Genomic DNA, 17,289 nt, shown 5'->3' on the forward strand with positions numbered 1-17,289 from the left:
CCCGGTCGGTCAGGCGGCGTTCGGGACGATGATCGGCTTGATGCAGCCGTCGAGTTTGGCGGAGAAGATGTGGTACGCCTCCGCGACGTGTTCCAGCGGGATCCGGTGGGTCACGATGTCGCTGGGCTTGAGGTAGCCGTTGCGGATGTGCTCGAACAGGCGCGGCCACTGCCGCTTCACCGGGCACTGGTTCATCCGCAGGGTCAGGCCCTTGTTCATCGCGTCGCCGAACTTCACGGCGCTGAACATCGGCCCGTACGCGCCCATGACCGAGATCGTGCCGCCCTTGCGGACCGAGTCGATCGCCCAGTTGAGGGCGACCGGGGAGCCGCCCTGGAGCTTGAGCTTCGTGGCGGTGACGTGTTGCAGCAGGTTGCCGTCCGCCTCGGCGCCGACGGCGTCGATGGCCACGTCCGCGCCGAGGTGATCGGTGATCTTCTTCATCTGCACGACGATGTCGTCGTACTCGGCGAAGTTGTACGTCTCGGCGTGGGCGAACGACGCCGCCTTCTCCAGCCGGTAGTCGAGGTGGTCGATGACGATGACCCGGCCGGCGCCCATCAGCCAGGCCGACTTGGCGGCGAACAGGCCCACCGGGCCGGCGCCGAAGACCACGACCACGTCACCCTCGGTGATGTCGCCGAGCTGCGCGCCGAAGTAGCCGGTGGCGAGCGCGTCGGTGAGCAGGACGGCGTCGTCGTCGTCCATCCACTCGGGAATCGGGCTGGGGCCGACGTCGGCGAACGGCACCCGCACGTACTCGGCCTGACCACCGTCGTAGCCGCCGCAGGTGTGCGAGTAGCCGTAGATGCCGCCCACGGCTGTCGCGTTGGGGTTGACGTTGTGGCAGTTGCTGAACAGTCCCCGGGCGCAGAAGAAGCAGGAGCCGCAGTACACGTTGAAGGGGACCATCACCCGGTCGCCGGGCTTGACGTTCCGTACCGACGAGCCGACCTCGTCGACGACGCCGATGAACTCGTGACCGAAGGTCATCCCGACCCGGGTGTCGGGCATCATCCCGTGGTAGAGGTGCAGGTCGGATCCGCAGATCGCGGCCCGCGTCACCCGCACGATCGCGTCGTTGGGGTGCTCGATGGTGGGACGGTCCTTCTCCTGCACCCGCACCCGGTAGGGACCGCGGTAGACCATTGCGCGCATCACTGCCTCCTGGACCAGCCTGCTGCCGGACGATCCGCCCCGGCACCGCCCGAAGCACTGGTCTCCCTACCCCCGCTTTCCGGGGGCAAACCGGCGGCCGATCCCGGTGCGCGTGAGCCCGGTCGGGCTCACGACCGCGCGCGGAGGCGCGGCCCTGACCGGGACAGACCGCCGAGGTCAGGGCCGCACGGTCCGTTCCGGTCAGCTGGCGTACGTCTCGAACTCGCCGACCCGTGGCGCGCCACCCGAACTGGTGATCGTGAAATTGATCTTGCTCAACGAGGTCGCGGCGAAGGTGATGGCGCCCGCCCCGCTGCCGGAGGCGAGCACGGCTCCGGTGTCGTTGTTGACGAGCTGCCAGGACCCGATGGAGCCCGAGGTGCCCGACGGTTCCCGGATGATCACCCGGGAGACCCGGGTGGCGGAACCCCACTTGATCGAGATGGTGCCGGTCGCCCCCGCCGGCGACCAGTACGTGCCGAGGCTGCCGTCACGCACGTTGCCGTAGCTCGTGCCGCTGGCCTTGCTGGAACCGTCGGCGCCGGCGCCGAGGCTGAGGTTGGTGCCGCTGCCCGGCGGGGGCGTCGTGGGCGGGGGCGTGGTGGGCGGCGGCGTGGTCGGCGGAGGCGTGGTGGGCGGCGGGGTCTGCGGCGAGCAACTGCCGTCGGACACCCGCAGGCCCGTGTTGGCGCCCACCGTCTGACGGACGACGTCCGGCACGCAGTTCGCCCCGTCGAGGCGGTACGCGTACGGGATGCTGACTGTCGTGTTCGACGTCGGATTCGGGCCGGCGGGGTACGACTCGCTGCCGGCGCTCGACCAGGTCACGTTGTCGAAGATGTTGCCGCTGACCTGCCAGTAGCCGCGCTCGTTGGTGTAGAAGGTGCCCAGGACGTCCTTGGAGTCGCGGAAGTAGTTGTTCTCCACCTTGGCCCTGGCGCCGGCGCGGGAGTTGATGCCGGACTCGTGCAGGCTCACGTAGTGGTTGTTGTAGATGTGCGCGACGCCGCCGCGCAGCAGCGGCGTACGGGAGTCGATGTTCTCGTACAGGTTGTGGTGGTACGTGATGAACCCGTTGGAGAGGTCGCTCTCGCTGGACCCGACCAGGCCACCGCGTCCGGAGTTGCGCAGGATGCTGTAGGACAGCGTGACGTACTGGGTGTTGTCCTTCATGTCGAACAGGCCGTCGTACCCCTCGGACTCCCCGCCCGACGCCTCGAGTGTGACGTGGTCGACCCAGACGTTGCGGACCGTGCTCTCCATGCCGATGGCGTCGCCGCCGTTCGAGGTGGGCGAGCCCGACTTCTTGACGTTCCGGACTGTCACGTTCTGGATGATGATGTTGCTGGAGTCGCGGATGTGGATGCCGAGCTGGTCGAAGACGGCGCCGCCACCGACCCCGATGATGGTGACGTTGCTGATCTGCTTGAGCTCGATCACGCCGGCCGCGGTGTTGCAGCTCGACCCCGACACCTTGGTGGTGTTGCCGTGGTTGATGGTCCCGGAGACCTCGATGGTGATCGGCGTGCTGCTGCTGGCCCGACCGCAGAGCGCCGCGTGGATCGCGGTGCCCGTCGTGGCGCGTACCGTCTGACCGCCCGCGCCGCCGGTGGTCCCGCCGTTCTGGGTGGCGTAGCCGGTGGCGCTGCCCACCGCGGCCGAGGCCTGCGGGGTGACCATGGCCACCCCAAGCGCCACACCGACCGTCGCCGTCGCGAGCACTGCCTGAAGTCGCAGTGCGACTGGTCTTCTCATCTCGCCTCACCCTCGTCCTGGAATTGCTTTCCTGATGACAGAAAATTGCCCACAGTGAATTCGCGCATCCTCGATGGGAGCGCGGAACTGGCACGTCACTGATGGCGTCACTCGAAATTCGTTCGCCCGGACGAAGAATGAGACATCGACGTGACGCAATCGTAGGAAAGCGGTTTCCCTCGATGCAAGGGTTAGCGTTTGCAGGTTGTTTGCAGTCCCCCGGGCCCGGCGGTGACCAGCACCGCCGGGCCCGCGTGCGACTACTCCCTCGTGCCGATGTCGTCGATCGGCGGGACCCGCAACAGTCGCCGCACCGGCCACACCGTCGTCGCCAGCGCCAACACCGTCGCACCACCGAGCACGGCCACTCCGCCCAGCGGCGGCACGTACGGGATCGGGCTGCCGGTCAGCGCGTTGACGATCGCGCCGAGCGTCAGCGCCGCGATCGTCGCGCCGATCAGCACCGCGGCGCCCAGCAGCCCGGCCTGCTCGGCGCGGACCATCGCGCGGATCTGCCGGCGGGTCAGACCGACCAGTCGCAGCAGCGCCAGCTCCCGGCGACGGGCCAACGCGGCCAGCACCATCGTGGTCGCCGCGGCCAGCGCCGCGTAACCCACCATGACGCCGATCAGCAGCCGGTTCAGCCAGGCGCCGAGCGCCAGATCGGTGCCGATCAGCCGGGTACGGGTGGCCGCGTCGAGCACCGTGACGCCCGGGTGCCGGGCCGACCACTCGGCAAGCGCCGCGTCGGCCTCCCCGCCGCCACGGACCAGGACCTCGTCGGCGGTGACCCCGTCGGTGTGCCCGGCGACCGTCCGGGCGGCCAGCGTCACGTCGCCGAAGCCGAGGCCCCGACCGTAGACCGCGACCACCCGCAGCTCGGTGGGGGTGCCGTCACCCAGCCAGAGTCGCGCCGTGTCGCCGACCCCCCAACCGGACGCGGACGACTGCCCCACGGACAGGGCGACCGTATCGGCACGCAGGTCGGCCAAGCTGCCCTCGCGCACGTCCAGGTCCATCGTGGAGGTGATCTGGTCCGGGTCGATCGCCTGCGCGGTGACCGGCTCGATCCCGTCGAACCCGCGCACCACCACCTGCGTACGGCGTACCCCGGTGGCCGCCCGCACCCCGGCCAGCTCGCGGACCTCGCGGGCCGCCTCCGGCGCCAACCCGCCCGGGGCGACCAGCACCCGCTCCGCGACGGTGCCCGCCCGGCTCTGCCCGACGGTCTCCCGCTCGATATTGGTCTGCAGGAACCAGACCGAGCCGCCGAACCCGATGGACAGCACGAGGGCCGTCAGCACGGTCGCCATGCCCTGCGCGTTGGCCCGCAGGTTGGCCGCCGCCAGATAGCCGCTGACCGGCCAGAAGCGGGACAGCACGGGGGTGAGCAGGCGTGCCGCGTACGCGTTGAGCCTCGGCGCGAGCAGCGCCACCCCGAGGACGAACAGGTACAGCATGCCGACCGCGCCGGCCAGCGCCGCGGTCGCCCCGGAGCCGCCGAGGGTGAACGCCCCGGCGGTGACCGCCCCGGCCAGCGTCAGCACACCGGCGATCAGCCGCACCCGACCGTCGCGTCGCGGTTCCACGGCGATCTCACCGAGCGCCTCCACCGGCTTGATCCCGGCGACCCGACGCCCGGCGATCAGCGCGGCGAGCACCGCCACGAGCACCGCCGTACCGACCGCGGCCGGCACCGCGAACAGGCCGCCGACCATCGGGAAGTCGGCCGGGACGAACCCGCGTGCCAGCAGTTCGCCCCGCACCCACCGCGCCGCCAGCAGACCGGCCGGCGCGCCGACCGCCGAGCCGACCAGGCCCAGCAGGGCGGCCTCGGCGACCAGCATGCGGCGGATCTGGCCCGGGGTGGCCGCGACCGCCCGCAGCAGGGCCAGGTCGCGGCGGCGGTGCCGGACGGACAGCCCGATCGTGCCGGCCACCACGAAGACGATCAGCAGGATGACGTACCCGCCGAAGGCCGAGCCGGCCGTGACCAGCATCGACTGGGCGGCCAGGTTCGCCGACTGCTCGGCCTGCCCCCGGTCCCCACCGGCGTACGTGCTCGCGCCGGCCGCCGAGGCCACGCGACGCACCTGCTCGGCGACCGCGCCACGGTCGGCGTCGGGCGCCACCCGCACACCGATCGCGTCCACCCGGCCCGGACGCGCGGACAGGCGGGCCGCCTGCGCGTCGGTGAAGAACACCTCGGCCGCGCCGGTGTCCGCGACCGCGCTCACCCGGTACGGCCGGCTGACCCCGCCGACGGTCAGGTCGAGCCGGTCCCCCGGTGCCACGCCCAGTCGGGAGTCGGCCAGCACCTCGTCGTCGGCGCGCGGGGCGACACCCGCCGTGATCGGACGACCGGTGAAGGCGTACGTGCCCCAGCTGTGCCCCACCGCGGCGGGCGCGCCGATCACCACCCGGTCGTCGCCGGTCACGGCCGTCACGCCGGGCAGCCGCCGGATCTGGTCCACCAGAGCGGCGTCCACCGTGCCGCCCTCGGGGAGCGCGACGGTGCTCGTGGTGGTCTCGCCGTCGAACCCCCGGCTGGTGTGGCTGACCGTGCGGTCGGCGACGACCAGGTCGGCACCCACCCAGACGCGGGGCTGCGGACGAAAGCGCAGCCCGGACTCGACGAGGGTGCCCATGGCGACCAGGATCATCACTCCCGCGACCAGGGCGAGCAGGGTGGCGGCCGCCGGGCCGGCACGGTGGCGCAGCAGTCGGGCGGCGAGCGCGGTCATCGGACGACCCGCCGGTCCAGCGACGCCAGGTGCTCGGCGATCCGGGCGGCGCCGAGCTGCGGCAGGTCGGCGACGATCCGGCCGTCGGCCATCACGAGCACACGATCGGCGTACGACGCGGCGACCGGATCGTGGGTCACCATCACCACGGTCATGCCGTGCTCGTCGACGACCGCGCGCAGCAACGTCAGCACCTCCGCCGCGGTGCCCGTGTCGAGCGCGCCGGTGGGCTCGTCGCAGAAGATCACCTCGGGGCGGGTGGCCAACGCCCGTGCGATCGCCACCCGCTGCTGCTGCCCGCCGGACAGGGCCGCCGGCCGATGGCGCAACCGGTCGGTGAGCCCGACCCGTTCGATCACCCTGCTCAGCCAGGCCTGGTCCGGGCGGACGCCGGCCAACCGCAACGGCAGGAGGATGTTCTCCTCGACGGTGAGCGCGCCGATCAGGTTGAACGCCTGAAAGACGAAACCGATCCGGGTACGCCGCAGCTCGGTGAGCCGGGTCTCGGACAGCGGCGACAGGTCGGTGCCGCCGATGGACACGCGGCCGGAGGTCGGCCGGTCGAGGCCCGCGGCGTTCTGGAGCAGCGTGCTCTTGCCGGAGCCGGACGGGCCCATGACCGCGGTGAAGGTGCCGCGGGTGAAGTCGGCGTCGATCCCGGCCAGCGCGTGCACCCGGTTCTGGCCGGTCTCGTACACCCGGGTGAGGTGTTCGACGCGTACGGCGGCGTCGACTGTGGGTACCGGACAGGTGGACATCCTGGTGGCCTCTCTGCAGGTCGTCGTTGTGGGCTGCGCGCACCACAAACGCTATTGACCTGCGGAGACGGTCACCATCCCGCGTGCTGCCGGGTCGGGGTACAGCAGGCGCTACCGCTGGCCGCCGTCGAGGTACCGCAGCACGGCGGTGACCCGACGGTCGGCGCGGTCGTCCGGCGGGAGTTGCAGCTTCGCGAAGATGCTCCGGATGTGCTTGTGCACCGCGCCGTCGGTGACGAACAGCCGCTCGGCTATCGCCGTGTTGCCGAGTCCCTCGGCCATCAGCCCCAGCACCTCGCGCTCGCGTGGCGACAGTTCGCTCAGCGCCGTGTCCGGGCGGCGGTTGCGGGCCAGCAGCTGCGCCACCACCTCCGGGTCGATCACACTGCCGCCGTCCGCCACCCGGCGCAGCGCGGCGAGGAACTCCTCGACCCGGCCCACCCGCTCCTTCAGCAGGTACCCGAGCCCGGCGGCGCCGACCGCGAACAGTTCGGTGGCGAACGCCTGCTCCACGTACGCCGACAGGACCAGCACCGCGAGACCGGGCCGGCGCCTGCGGGCCTCCACGGCCGCCACGATGCCCTCGTCGGTGTGGGTCGGCGGCATCCGCACGTCCACGATCGCCACGTCGGGTGCGTGCTCGTCGACCGCGACCAGGAACTCCCCGGGCGTGCCCGCGGTGGCGACCACGTCCAGCTCCTCCGCCCGCAGCAACAGCGCCAGACCCTCGCGCAGCAGGGGGTCGTCCTCGGCGATCACGATCCGCATGGCAGCTCCACGTGCATTCTCGTCGGCCCTCCGGGCGGGCTGGTCAGTGTCATCCGGCCGTCGTACGCCTCGACCCGCCGGCGGATGCCGGTGAGCCCGGACCCGTGTGCCTCGTCGGCGTCGCCGCGCCCGTCGTCCTCGACGGTCACCAGCAACCGGCCCCGCTCGCGGCGTACGGCGACGTCCACCTGGCCCGCCCCGCTGTGCCGGACGGCGTTGGTGAGCGCCTCGGCCACCACGAAGTACGCGGTCGCCTCGACCGAGGCGGCGCAGCGCACCGCCACGTCCACCTCCAACCGGCAGGGCACGGCGCTGCCGGCGGCCAGGCCCGCCAGCGCCCCGGCGAGGCCCCGGTCGTCCAGTACCGGCGGCAGGATTCCGCGCACCACCGTACGCAGCTCGCCGAGCGCCTGTTCGGCGGCGTCCTGCGCCTGCCCGAGGATCTCGTCGGCCCGGTCCGGGTTGCGCCGCACCGCCCGCCGCGCGGCGCCCAGCAGCACGTTGACCGCGACCAGCCGGTTCTGGGTGCCGTCGTGCAGCGACCGCTCGATCCGGCGTAGCTCCACCGCGTGCGCGTCGAGTGCCGCGGCCCGGGTGGCGGTCAGCTCGGCGACCCGCAGCGACAGGTCGACCCCGGGCGGCGGGGGCAGCAGCCACCGGCCCGGCCAAGCCTGGAAGCGGGCCAGGGCCGGAGTGAACGCGACGGTGGCGGCAAGCCAGCCCACCCCGACCACCGCGACCAGGAGCGCATCGGACAGCCCGTCGACGCGCCACCAGAAGATGCCCGGCGCGCCGTCCTCGGGTGCGAGCAGCCGGTACCACAGCGGGAACGTGATGTCCTGGACGGCGTAGAGCGGGAGCGCGACGCCGACCAGCCCGGTTGTCAGGCCGGTGACCGAGTGGAGTGTGACCCAGCCGAGCTCCCGGCGGACGAACGGGTCGCGTACCGCCGCCCGCAGTCCGGCCGGCACCGGCCCCGGCGTGGGGATCCGCGCCCCCTCGCGGGACAGTCGGGCACGCTCGCGGTCGGCCACCGCGCGCACCGCGCGCAGCGCGCCGGGCGCCGCCCACAGCCCCACCCCGACCAGGCAGGCCACCCCCACGGCCAGCGTCCAGAGCAGGGCGCCCAGCGCCAGCACCGCGGTGCCCAGGCCACCGACGAGGTGCCGCACGGCGCGGACCCGCCCCCACACGTACGCCATCGTCCACCTCCCGCGCCAACATAGGCCGCCGCGCGCCGCGATGACGACGCCCGGCGCGGAAAGTACAGCCTGCTGTACCGCCGGTCGTCGAACGCGGTCCGCCCGGCGGCGCCGACGGTCCGTCGCGGCGCCGCCTGCCGCGTACGTGGCCTCGCGCCCACCCGGGCAAGAGTCCGGAAAGGGTCCGGAAATTTCGGCGGCGGACGGAGCCGGATCGGGAGCCGCCTACCGCGACACAGCGCGTGTCCGCGCCGCTCCTGATCGACTTCTGACCTGGAGGGACGGCCCACACACAGGCAGTCGCCACATCGACCAGGGTTTCCGCGATGCTTCCGGAAAATGTTGACAGGTTGACGACGGAGTCAATACGGTCGCCATCGACGGCTCTCAATCACCGTCACTGTCATACACCGCGACCCACTCCTCCGGTCGTCGTGCGGACGACCGGCCACCACCACCAGGCGGCACGACGCCGGTGACCGTCACGTGGCCACCGGCAGCGGGCCCGCCACGAGGAGGAACAGGTTCATGACCGACACCAACCACACCCCCGCCAGACCGGCGAGGCGCGGCCGCCTACGGCTGCTCCTCGGCGCCGTCTGCGCCGCCGTCCTGGCCGTCGCCGGCACGATGACGGCGACGAACGCGTACGCCGAGGCCGATCGGACGCTCACCTCGAGCCTGACCGGCACGCACAACGGCTACTACTTCTCCTTCTGGAAGGACGGCGGCAACGCCAGCATGACGCTGCGCGCCGACGGCCGGTACTCCAGCAGTTGGGACCGCAGCACCAACAACTGGGTCGGCGGCAAGGGCTGGGCCACCGGCTCGCGGCGGACGGTCAGCTACTCCGCCAGCTACAACCCGGGGAACAACAACACCTACCTCGCCCTGTACGGATGGACCCGCAACCCGCTCATCGAGTACTACGTGGTGGAGAACTTCGGCAGCTACAACCCGAGCAGCGGCGCCCAGCGGCTCGGCACGGTCACCACCGACGGCGGCACCTACGACATCCTGCGCAGCCAGCGGGTCAACGCCCCGTCGATCGACGGCAACCAGACGTTCTACCAGTACTGGAGCGTCCGGCAGCAGAAGCGTTCCAGTGGCACCATCACCACCGCCAACCACTTCGACGCCTGGGCCCGCGCCGGCCTGAACCTCGGCACCAACCACTCCTACCAGATCATGGCGACCGAGGGCTACCAGAGCAGCGGCAGCTCCGACGTGACCGTCCGGGAGGGCAGTGGCGGCAACCCGACCTCCGGGCCCACCACCGGCAACCCCGGGACCGGCAACTGCACCGCGACGCTGTCGGCCGGCCAGCAGTGGGGTGACCGGTTCAACCTCAACGTCGCGGTCAGCGGCACCAACAACTGGGTCGTCAACCTCGGCCTCGGCGGCGGGCAGAGCATCCAGAACAGCTGGAACGCGTCGGTCAGCGGCACCAGCGGCACCGTCACCGCGACACCGAACGGCAACGGCAACAACTTCGGGATAACGGTCATGGCCAACGGCAACTGGAACTGGCCGACGGTCACCTGCCGTACCAGCTGACCTGGATCAGCCCCTGCGGCACCCACCTCTGGCGTGGCGGCTCCGGCCGTCACGCCAGAGGTCCGTCCCGCGCCCGGACATCGTCCGCGCACGGCGCGGCACACCTCTTCGAGCGGGAAATCGGCGAAACTTCAGGCGGCCGTGTCGAGAACGCGTCGTCGGCTCCGTCCCCGGAGTGAACGCGACCACGATGGGTCACACCCGTACCGAGGAGAAACACACAATGGCCAAGTACCTGCTGCTCAAGCACTACCGGGGCGGTCCGAGCGCGGTCAACGACGTACCGATGGACCAGTGGACGCCCGAGGAGATCTCGGCGCACATCCAGTACATGCGCGATTTCGCGGCCCGGCTGGAGCAGACCGGTGAGTTCGTCGACGGGCAGGCGCTCGCGCCCGAGGGCACGTTCGTCAGGTACGACGGCGAGGGCAACCCGCCGGTCACCGACGGGCCGTTCGCCGAGACCAAGGACCTGATCGCCGGCTGGATGGCGATCGACGTGGACAGCTACGAGCGGGCCGTGGAGCTGGCCGGTGAACTGTCGGCCGCACCCGGGGCCGGCGGCAAGCCGATCCACGAGTGGCTCGAGCTGCGCCCCTTCCTCACCGAGCCGCCCACCATCACGGAATGACCGTTCAGCTGGACGAGGCTCTGCTGCGGAGCCTCACGCCCAGCGTCCTCGGGATCCTCGTCCGCCGCGGAGTGACCTTCGCGGCGGCCGAGGACGCCGTGCAGGACGCGCTGGTCGAGGCCGTACGCGTCTGGCCGGCCGACCCGCCACGGGACCCGAAGGGCTGGCTGGTCACCGTGGCGTGGCGGCGGTTCCTCGACACGACCCGCGCCGACGACGCCCGCCGACGACGCGAGGACCTCGTCGACGAGGAACCGCCGCCCGGACCGACGCCCTCGGTGGACGACACACTCCAGCTCTACTTCCTGTGCGCCCACCCGTCACTGACACCGTCGTCCGCCGTCGCGCTCACCCTGCGCGCCGTCGGCGGGCTCACCACCCGCCAGATCGCACAGGCCTACCTGGTGCCCGAGGCGACGATGGCGCAGCGCATCAGCCGGGCCAAGCGCACCGTCTCCGGTGTGCGGTTCGACCAGCCCGGCGACGTCGCCACCGTGCTGCGTGTGCTGTACCTGGTCTTCAACGAGGGCTACTCCGGGGACGTCGACCTCGCCGCCGAGGCCATCCGGCTCACCCGGCAACTCGCGGCCGCGATCGACCACCCGGAGGTGGCCGGGCTGCTCGCGCTCATGCTGCTGCACCACGCCCGGCGCGCCAGCCGCACCGCGCCCGACGGAGGCCTCGTGCCACTGTCCGAACAGGACCGCGGCCGGTGGGACACCACCTCGATCGCCGAGGGCGTCCGGATCCTCCAGGCGGCCCTCGCCCGTGACCGGCTGGGCGAGTTCCAGGCCCAGGCCGCCATCGCGGCGCTGCACGCCGACGCGCCCACCGCCGAGGAGACCGACTGGGTGCAGATCGTCGAGTGGTACGACGAACTCACGCGACTGACCGACAGCCCGGTCGTTCGGCTGAACCGCGCGGTGGCGGTCGGCGAGGCGGACGGCCCGCGCGCCGGCCTGGCGGCGCTCGCCGCGCTCGACGACACGCTGCCCCGCCACACGGCTGTCGCGGCGTACCTGCACGAGCGGGACGGTGACCTGGCGACGGCGGCACGGTTGTACGTCGAGGCGGCCCGGCGGGCACCGAACCTCGCCGAGCGCGACCACCTGACCCGACAGGCCGCCCGGCTCAACGCCCGCCGCTGACGGCTCACGTCACGGCGTGCCCGCTTCGCTCGTCGAGGTACGTGTGCAGCGCGGCGGCGCCGCCGAGCATGGCCCGGCTCCGCGCCGACAGGCGGGCGCGCCAGTCACCCAGCAGGGCTCCGAGCGGTGCGACGCCTCCTGCGGAACGGACCTGGACGAGCAGCGGGGCGATCTGTTCCAGCAGGTAGCCACCGCGCCGGAGCTGGTGGGCCAGGAGCGCGTCGCGGACGTCGGCCGCCCGGTAGACCCGGTAACCCGTGCGCGGGTCACGGTGCGGCCGGACCAGACCGGCGTGTTCCCAGGCGCGCAGGGTGGCCGGACGCACGCCGAGCCTCCTCGCCAGGGCCCCCACGAACATGTCGCCGCGCTCCGGTGGCAGGGGTTCGAGGTCACCGACCGCGGCCTCGACGGCTTCGAGGGTGCGGCGGTCGTCGAGAAGTTGGGCGTGCGCCTCGTCGACGAGCCGCAGCGCGTCCTCGGTCGCGTCCTGGTTGATCGCCCGCATGATCGCGGCGGCCGGTTGGTGTCCGTACCCGGGCAGGAGGGCGAGGAACGCGCGCAGCGCCGCCGCGTGCAGCGGAGTGTACGTGCGGTAGTCGTGTGCCGTGCGTGCCGCGGCCGGCAGGATGCCCGCCGCCTCGTAGTTGCGCACCGCCTGGGTCGACAGGCCGTGCTCCCGCGCCAGGTCGACCGGCCTGAGCCGTCGCGCGCTTTGAAGGTCCTGCCGCACCGACCTGCCTTCGCCGCCGAAAAAGTCTCCACCGTCACTTCAACGATAGCGTTGACGGTATGACCGCTGCCAGCACGGACGCAGTCCACACCGTCGACGCCGACACCGTCCTGAGTCTGCTCCCGGCCCGGCCACCGCCGTCGCCGGACTGTCCCCCCCGGGTGACCCAGTGGTTCGGCTACGCCCCGCTGGATCCGGCGCAGGTGCTCGACACCGACGGGATCGTCTTCGTCAGGGACACCCTCCGCCGCTGAGCCGGCCCGCCCCCGAGCGCGCGGCTCAACCGTCGCCGGGGCGGACCAGCCCGATGATGTCCTTTGGTGGGGTCGCCGCCGAGACCGTCATGCTCTACCCGAACATCTTCGGCGACGCGCCCGCGTCCCTGGACCGGGCCCGCGAGTTCCTCGTCGCCGGCGGCCCGAGCGACTACTTCCCGCCGCTGGGCGCCACCGTCGCGCTGAGCAGCCTCGCCGCGATCGCGCTGACCTGGCGCAACCGGCGGCTGCGCTGGTTCGTCGCCGCCGCCGCGGCGGTCTTCGTCGTCTGCGAGTTCCTGTTCTCCGCCGTGTTCTTCTGGCCGCGCAACGAGATCATGTTCGTGGACCCGGTCGGCACGCACTCCCCCGAGTACCTGCGTCAGGTCGCCGAGGAGTTCGTCGCCGGCCACTGGGTACGCCTGGTCGGCGGCGCGTGACCGGGACGGTCCGTCGTGCACGGACCGTCCCGGGCGCAGGCCCTAGACTCGGGACCGGCGTCGATCGGGGAGCGTGCGCAGGTGAGTTCGTCCCAGCTTCTCGTCACCCTTGACCGCGACAGCCCGGTCCCGTTGCAGCAGCAACTCTGCGACCAGATCAGCGGATCCGTGCGGACCGGCCGGCTGCGCCCCGGCGATCCGGTGCCACCCAGCCGCGAGCTGGCGCACCAGCTCCGGGTCTCCCGGACGGTGGTGACCCGGGCGTACGAGCTGCTGCGGGCCAACGGGGTGCTCACGTCCCGGCGGGGATCGGGCACGCGGGTCAGCGGTGCCCTGCCCGAGGCGCCACCGCCCGCCCGTCGCGCCGCCCGGGAGCACCTGCGGCCCGAACCGCCGCTGCCCACCGACGCCGGCAGTGCGCTGTGGAAGCCCTGGGAGCCGGCGCCGGCGCACCGGTCGGACGGCACGTACGACTTCCGGCACGGCACCCCCGCGCTGGACAGCTTCCCGGTGGCCCGGTGGCGGCAGTCGCTCGCCGAGGCGGTGAGCAGGGCCGACGCGGTGGCGCTGGGCTACGGCCCGGCCGAGGGATCCCCGTCGTTGCGTACCCAGATCACCGCCCTGCTGCGGCGCAGCCGGGCGCTCGACGCCCCCGGCGAGAACACGGTGGTGACCAGCGGCGCCACCCAGGCCATGGACATCCTGGTCCGGTTGCTCGTCGGCCCCGACGACGTGGTGGTCATCGAGGACCCGAGCCACACCGTGCTGCGCCAGATCTTCGGCTACTCGCGAGCCGCCGTGGTGCCGGTGCCGGTCGACGAGGAGGGGCTACGGGTCGACGAGATCGACGGCCGGGTCCGCGCGCACGGTCTCGACCCCGCGCGGGTACGCCTGGTCTACGTCACCCCGTCGCACCAGTTCCCGACCGGGTTCATCATGTCCGACAGGCGCCGCCGGGCGCTGCTGCGCTGGGCCCGGGGACACGCGGCCACGGTGCTGGAGGACGACTACCACAACGAGTTCACGTTCGCCGAGGAGCGGCTCCCGTCGCTGGCCGCCGACCCGAGGGGCGCGGACGTGGTCTACGTGGGCAGCTTCAGCAAGACCCTCTTCCCCTCGCTGCGCATCGGATACGCGGTCCTGCCGCCACACCTCGTCCGGCCGTTCCTCGGCGTCAAGTGGATCACCGATCGGCTGACGCCGACGCTGACCCAGGAGGCGCTCGCCGAGTTCGTCTCCTGCGGCGCGTACGCCCGGCACATCGGCCGGATGGACCGCCTCTACCGGCAGCGGCGGGTCCGGCTGCTGGAGGCGCTCCACGAACACTTCGGCCCGGGGGTACGGATCTCCGGCACCGCGGCCGGGCTGCACGTGCTGGTGACCCTCGGTGGCGCGCCCGACGCCGACGAAGCGGAGATCGTGCGCGCCGCCGCCGCGCGCGACGTCCGGGTCTACCCGGCCTCGGGTTACTACGTGGACCGGCCGCCGACCGAACCGACCTTCCTGATCGGGTACGCGGCGCTGCCCACCGCCCGGATCACCGAGGGAGTGGCGCGGCTGGCAGCGGCGGTGCGGGAGGTGACGGCTCGGTGAGGCGGGGCCGGGCGGCCGGTCGTATCCGCAGCGCGGCGAACGCGACGACGCCGAGCACCGGGGTCAGCAGGAGCAGCAGCAGGACGGGGCGGTGCCCCTGGGTCTGCCAGACGACGCCCAGCCCCATCGGCACGACCAGTCGGGCGGCGCTGAGCACGAATCCGTTGAGGGCCATGAAGCCGCCGACCCGGTGTTCCTGGACGTGGTCGGCGATGTAGGTGGGCACCACCACCGAGGTAATGATCTCCCCGAGGGTCCAGACCACCGTGGAGAGCAGCACGGCGGGCAGCGAGAACGCGAACACCAGGATGGCCATCCCGGCCGACCAGAGCAGGCCCGCCGCGATCAGCAGGGCCCGGGTGGAGTACGCCTTGATCCGCTTCTCGATCAGCAGGCTGGTGCCGACCACGACGACACTGTTGATCGTGTAGACGGCACCGACCACCGCCACCGACGAGTGCAGCACCGTGGTCACCGCGAGGGGAAGCGTGTATTCCAACCCGATCAGCGGCGCGACGTAACAGATCGACAGCACCACCAGCACCGCCACATCGATGTCCCGCAGCAGGCCGGCGCGGCGGGTGGTGGCTACCGGCGAGGTCGTCGCCGTACGCCTGGTGTCCGCCGGTACGCGCAGCCAGATGGTGGTCGCCGCGAGCAGGCCCAGAAGGATGTTCCCGGCGAACATCAACTGGTAGGAGTAGGCCGCCGCGAACCCGCCGAGCAGCGGGCCGACGCCCATGCCGAGGTTGTTGGCGAGATAGCTGACCGTGTACGCGAAGGGCCGCTGGTCGGGCTCGGTCAGGTCGGCGATCAGCGTGTTCGCCGCCGGGGCGAACATCCCCATCCCGACCAACGCGACGAAGAGCAGCGCCGCGTACGTCCACGTCGGCCCGTCGACCAGGGCCAGGCCCAGATACCCGGCGGCGTTGAGCAGCAGGCTCGACACCAGCGCGGCGCGTCGACCGGCGCGGGCGCAGACCGGACCGCTGAGCAGGCTGCCCGCGAGCAGACCGGTGCTGCCGACCGAGATCAGCACGCCCGCCTCGCCGGTGCCGAGGTGCCGGCTGCGCACCAGGTACACCGCGAGCAGCGGGAAGACGAACATGCCGGCCCGGTTGATGAACGAGGCGTACACCAGCATCCGCAGCGGGCGCGGCAGCGCACGGAAGCGGCTCAGCCACATGACGTCTCACCCACCGGCTCGGTGAGCACCTCGAAGGCGTCCCGGATGACCGTGAACCGGGCCCGTACGTCGTCGAAGTCCCGGCCCTCGCACACGTACCAGCCGAGCACGTCGTTGGAGGCGGTCGGCGCGGCGAGCACGTCGCCGACGGCCTTCCACACGTCCGCGTCGCGCACCGGGTCCAGCGCCCGCAGCTCGTCCGCCGTGGTGATCGCGGTGATCCGGCCGTACCGGTCGGAGCACAGGTACTCGGTGCCGATCTCCGGGCCGAGGGTGGCCGCCGGCAGGTGCGTCGGGTCCAGTTCGAGGCGGCACCACTCCCCCGCCAGGTTGATCCCCCGCCCGGCCTGGATGGCGGGGACGATCGAGCCGCCGCCGGCCCGCGCGGCCGCCTCGCCGAACACCACCTCGCCGTCGTCGCGCAGGAAGAACTCCACGTGCGCCACGCCGGTACGCATCCCGAAGCCGCGCAGCACCGTGGCGCTGGCGGCCAGGATGCGCTGCTCGGCCGGGGTCAGGTCGTGCTTGCGGGACACGGTGCCGCCGGGCTCGGCACGGAACTCCAGGACCGAGTACGTGTAGCGGGACAGCTGCTCGAAGACCACCTCGCCGTCGCGTAGCAGCGAGTCGACGTGGTACTCGGCGCCCCGGACGTACTCCTCCACCCGGTAGTCGTGCCGGTCGTCGGCGATCAGCGGCCAGACCCGGGCCAGGTCGTCGGCGGAGTCGACCCGGTGAGTGTCGCCGCAGGCCCAGCCGGCGTACGGCTTGATCACCACCGGCCAGCCCACCTCGGCGGCGAACTCGGCGACCGCGCCCGCCGTGTCGGGGCGGCAGGAGCGGGCCACCGGCACGCCCAGTTCGGTGGCCCGGCGGTGCATCACGTTCTTGTCCCGAAAGGCCAGCGCCTCCTCCGGGTCGAGCCCGGGGATGTCGTGGTCGCGGCGGCAGTGCGCGGCGGTGAGCACGTCGCCCTCGAAGAGCGGGAAGATCCGCTCCACCGGGTGTGCGGCGACGATCGACGCGACCGTGGCACGGACCGCGTCCCGGTCGTCGAGGTCGGCGTGGTAGCAGGGCAGACCGGCGGCTTCGGCGGCCGGTTGCCCGGTCGGCAGCAGCGCGACGGTGGCCACGCCCAGCTCGGTGGCGGCGGCGACCACGCTGCGGAACTGGGCCGCGTACCGGCCGGCCGCCGGTCGGTGGACCACCAGGATCGCGCGGTTCCCGAACCGCTCCCAGTGTCGATGCCGACCGGGCCGGCGGTCCGCGCCCGCGTCGTCGACGCGCGCGGTGTCCACCCCGTCGCTGAGCTGGGTCATCGTGATCCTCGTGAAGGTCGGGTCCGGTTGTCGGCCCGACCGTACG

At 72.3% G+C, this 17,289-nt stretch carries 15 protein-coding genes; 6 read left to right on the forward strand and 9 right to left on the reverse strand.

Annotated features, from left to right (window positions below):
- Positions 1-9: 9 nt before the first annotated feature.
- The 6 genes from ABZS77_RS22280 to ABZS77_RS22305 form a co-directional block, all read right to left on the reverse strand.
- The gene (locus ABZS77_RS22280) at positions 10-1,158 is read right to left on the reverse strand and encodes a zinc-dependent alcohol dehydrogenase (RefSeq protein WP_354825863.1); all 1,149 of its coding nucleotides are present in this window, start codon (positions 1,156-1,158) and stop codon (positions 10-12) included.
- Between the two features lie 201 nt (positions 1,159-1,359).
- A complete protein-coding gene (locus tag ABZS77_RS22285; RefSeq protein WP_354825866.1) occupies positions 1,360-2,913 on the reverse strand; it encodes a polysaccharide lyase family 1 protein in 1,554 nt (517 codons plus the stop codon).
- A gap of 260 nt (positions 2,914-3,173) precedes the next feature.
- A complete protein-coding gene (locus ABZS77_RS22290; RefSeq protein ID WP_354825868.1) occupies positions 3,174-5,657 on the reverse strand; it encodes an FtsX-like permease family protein in 2,484 nt (827 codons plus the stop codon).
- Entirely contained in the window at positions 5,654-6,415 is a 762-nt protein-coding gene (locus ABZS77_RS22295; RefSeq protein ID WP_354825872.1) for an ABC transporter ATP-binding protein, read from the reverse strand. The genes ABZS77_RS22290 and ABZS77_RS22295 overlap by 4 nt, the downstream gene beginning before the upstream one ends.
- Positions 6,416-6,526: 111 nt before the next feature.
- On the reverse strand, positions 6,527-7,183 hold the full coding sequence (locus ABZS77_RS22300) for a response regulator transcription factor (protein ID WP_354825875.1): 657 nt from the start codon (positions 7,181-7,183) through the stop codon (positions 6,527-6,529).
- Positions 7,171-8,385, reverse strand: a complete 1,215-nt coding sequence (locus tag ABZS77_RS22305; RefSeq protein ID WP_354825880.1) for a sensor domain-containing protein — start codon at positions 8,383-8,385, stop codon at positions 7,171-7,173. The genes ABZS77_RS22300 and ABZS77_RS22305 overlap by 13 nt, the downstream gene beginning before the upstream one ends.
- A 528-nt stretch (positions 8,386-8,913) precedes the next feature.
- Between ABZS77_RS22305 and ABZS77_RS22310 the strand changes: the two genes are divergently transcribed.
- The 3 genes from ABZS77_RS22310 to ABZS77_RS22320 all read left to right on the forward strand — a co-directional run bounded on the left by ABZS77_RS22310 (position 8,914) and on the right by ABZS77_RS22320 (position 11,721).
- Positions 8,914-9,942 carry a glycoside hydrolase family 11 protein gene (locus ABZS77_RS22310; protein WP_354825883.1) on the forward strand — a complete coding sequence of 343 codons (1,029 nt, stop codon included), beginning with the start codon at positions 8,914-8,916 and terminating at the stop codon, positions 9,940-9,942.
- A gap of 223 nt (positions 9,943-10,165) precedes the next feature.
- Positions 10,166-10,573 (forward strand): YciI family protein, encoded by a 408-nt coding sequence (locus tag ABZS77_RS22315; RefSeq protein ID WP_354825886.1) that lies wholly within the window; start codon positions 10,166-10,168, stop codon positions 10,571-10,573.
- An 8-nt stretch (positions 10,574-10,581) separates the two neighbouring features.
- A complete protein-coding gene (locus ABZS77_RS22320) occupies positions 10,582-11,721 on the forward strand; it encodes a DUF6596 domain-containing protein (RefSeq protein WP_354826053.1) in 1,140 nt (379 codons plus the stop codon).
- Positions 11,722-11,725: 4 nt separating this feature from the next.
- Here the strand turns inward: ABZS77_RS22320 and ABZS77_RS22325 are convergent, their stop codons facing one another.
- On the reverse strand, positions 11,726-12,451 hold the full coding sequence (locus tag ABZS77_RS22325) for a TioE family transcriptional regulator (RefSeq protein WP_354825888.1): 726 nt from the start codon (positions 12,449-12,451) through the stop codon (positions 11,726-11,728).
- Positions 12,452-12,510: 59 nt separating this feature from the next.
- On the opposite strand from ABZS77_RS22325, the gene ABZS77_RS22330 reads away from it, so the two are divergent.
- The 3 genes from ABZS77_RS22330 to ABZS77_RS22340 all read left to right on the forward strand — a co-directional run bounded on the left by ABZS77_RS22330 (position 12,511) and on the right by ABZS77_RS22340 (position 14,738).
- Entirely contained in the window at positions 12,511-12,705 is a 195-nt protein-coding gene (locus ABZS77_RS22330; RefSeq protein WP_354825891.1) for a hypothetical protein, read from the forward strand.
- 53 nt (positions 12,706-12,758) lie between these two features.
- Complete coding sequence (locus tag ABZS77_RS22335) at positions 12,759-13,145, forward strand: anthrone oxygenase family protein (protein ID WP_354825894.1); 387 nt, start codon at positions 12,759-12,761, stop codon at positions 13,143-13,145.
- Between the two features lie 81 nt (positions 13,146-13,226).
- Positions 13,227-14,738 carry a PLP-dependent aminotransferase family protein gene (locus ABZS77_RS22340; RefSeq protein WP_354825897.1) on the forward strand — a complete coding sequence of 504 codons (1,512 nt, stop codon included), beginning with the start codon at positions 13,227-13,229 and terminating at the stop codon, positions 14,736-14,738.
- Here ABZS77_RS22340 and ABZS77_RS22345 read toward each other — a convergent pair.
- Entirely contained in the window at positions 14,683-15,924 is a 1,242-nt protein-coding gene (locus ABZS77_RS22345) for an MFS transporter (RefSeq protein WP_354825899.1), read from the reverse strand. The two genes, ABZS77_RS22340 and ABZS77_RS22345, sit on opposite strands and share 56 nt — an antisense overlap.
- Complete coding sequence (locus ABZS77_RS22350; protein WP_354825901.1) at positions 15,915-17,243, reverse strand: ATP-grasp domain-containing protein; 1,329 nt, start codon at positions 17,241-17,243, stop codon at positions 15,915-15,917. Before ABZS77_RS22350 ends, ABZS77_RS22345 begins: the two co-directional genes overlap by 10 nt.
- Between the last annotated feature and the right edge of the window lie 46 nt (positions 17,244-17,289).

It is taken from the genome of Micromonospora sp. NPDC005298, assembly GCF_040607375.1.
In the GTDB taxonomy this organism is placed as follows: Bacteria; Actinomycetota; Actinomycetes; order Mycobacteriales; family Micromonosporaceae; genus Micromonospora.

What these genes read in the sequence shown, in the direction of transcription:
- ABZS77_RS22280 (WP_354825863.1), bottom strand. Translation starts at nt 1,158, where the DNA reads ATGCGCGCAATGGTCTACCGCGGTCCCTACCGGGTGCGGGTGCAGGAG.
- ABZS77_RS22285 (WP_354825866.1), bottom strand. Translation starts at nt 2,913, where the DNA reads ATGAGAAGACCAGTCGCACTGCGACTTCAGGCAGTGCTCGCGACGGCG.
- ABZS77_RS22290 (WP_354825868.1), bottom strand. Translation starts at nt 5,657, where the DNA reads ATGACCGCGCTCGCCGCCCGACTGCTGCGCCACCGTGCCGGCCCGGCG.
- ABZS77_RS22295 (WP_354825872.1), bottom strand. Translation starts at nt 6,415, where the DNA reads ATGTCCACCTGTCCGGTACCCACAGTCGACGCCGCCGTACGCGTCGAA.
- ABZS77_RS22300 (WP_354825875.1), bottom strand. Translation starts at nt 7,183, where the DNA reads ATGCGGATCGTGATCGCCGAGGACGACCCCCTGCTGCGCGAGGGTCTG.
- ABZS77_RS22305 (WP_354825880.1), bottom strand. Translation starts at nt 8,385, where the DNA reads ATGGCGTACGTGTGGGGGCGGGTCCGCGCCGTGCGGCACCTCGTCGGT.
- ABZS77_RS22310 (WP_354825883.1), top strand. Translation starts at nt 8,914, where the DNA reads ATGACCGACACCAACCACACCCCCGCCAGACCGGCGAGGCGCGGCCGC.
- ABZS77_RS22315 (WP_354825886.1), top strand. Translation starts at nt 10,166, where the DNA reads ATGGCCAAGTACCTGCTGCTCAAGCACTACCGGGGCGGTCCGAGCGCG.
- ABZS77_RS22330 (WP_354825891.1), top strand. Translation starts at nt 12,511, where the DNA reads ATGACCGCTGCCAGCACGGACGCAGTCCACACCGTCGACGCCGACACC.
- ABZS77_RS22335 (WP_354825894.1), top strand. Translation starts at nt 12,759, where the DNA reads ATGATGTCCTTTGGTGGGGTCGCCGCCGAGACCGTCATGCTCTACCCG.
- ABZS77_RS22345 (WP_354825899.1), bottom strand. Translation starts at nt 15,924, where the DNA reads ATGTGGCTGAGCCGCTTCCGTGCGCTGCCGCGCCCGCTGCGGATGCTG.
- ABZS77_RS22350 (WP_354825901.1), bottom strand. Translation starts at nt 17,243, where the DNA reads ATGACCCAGCTCAGCGACGGGGTGGACACCGCGCGCGTCGACGACGCG.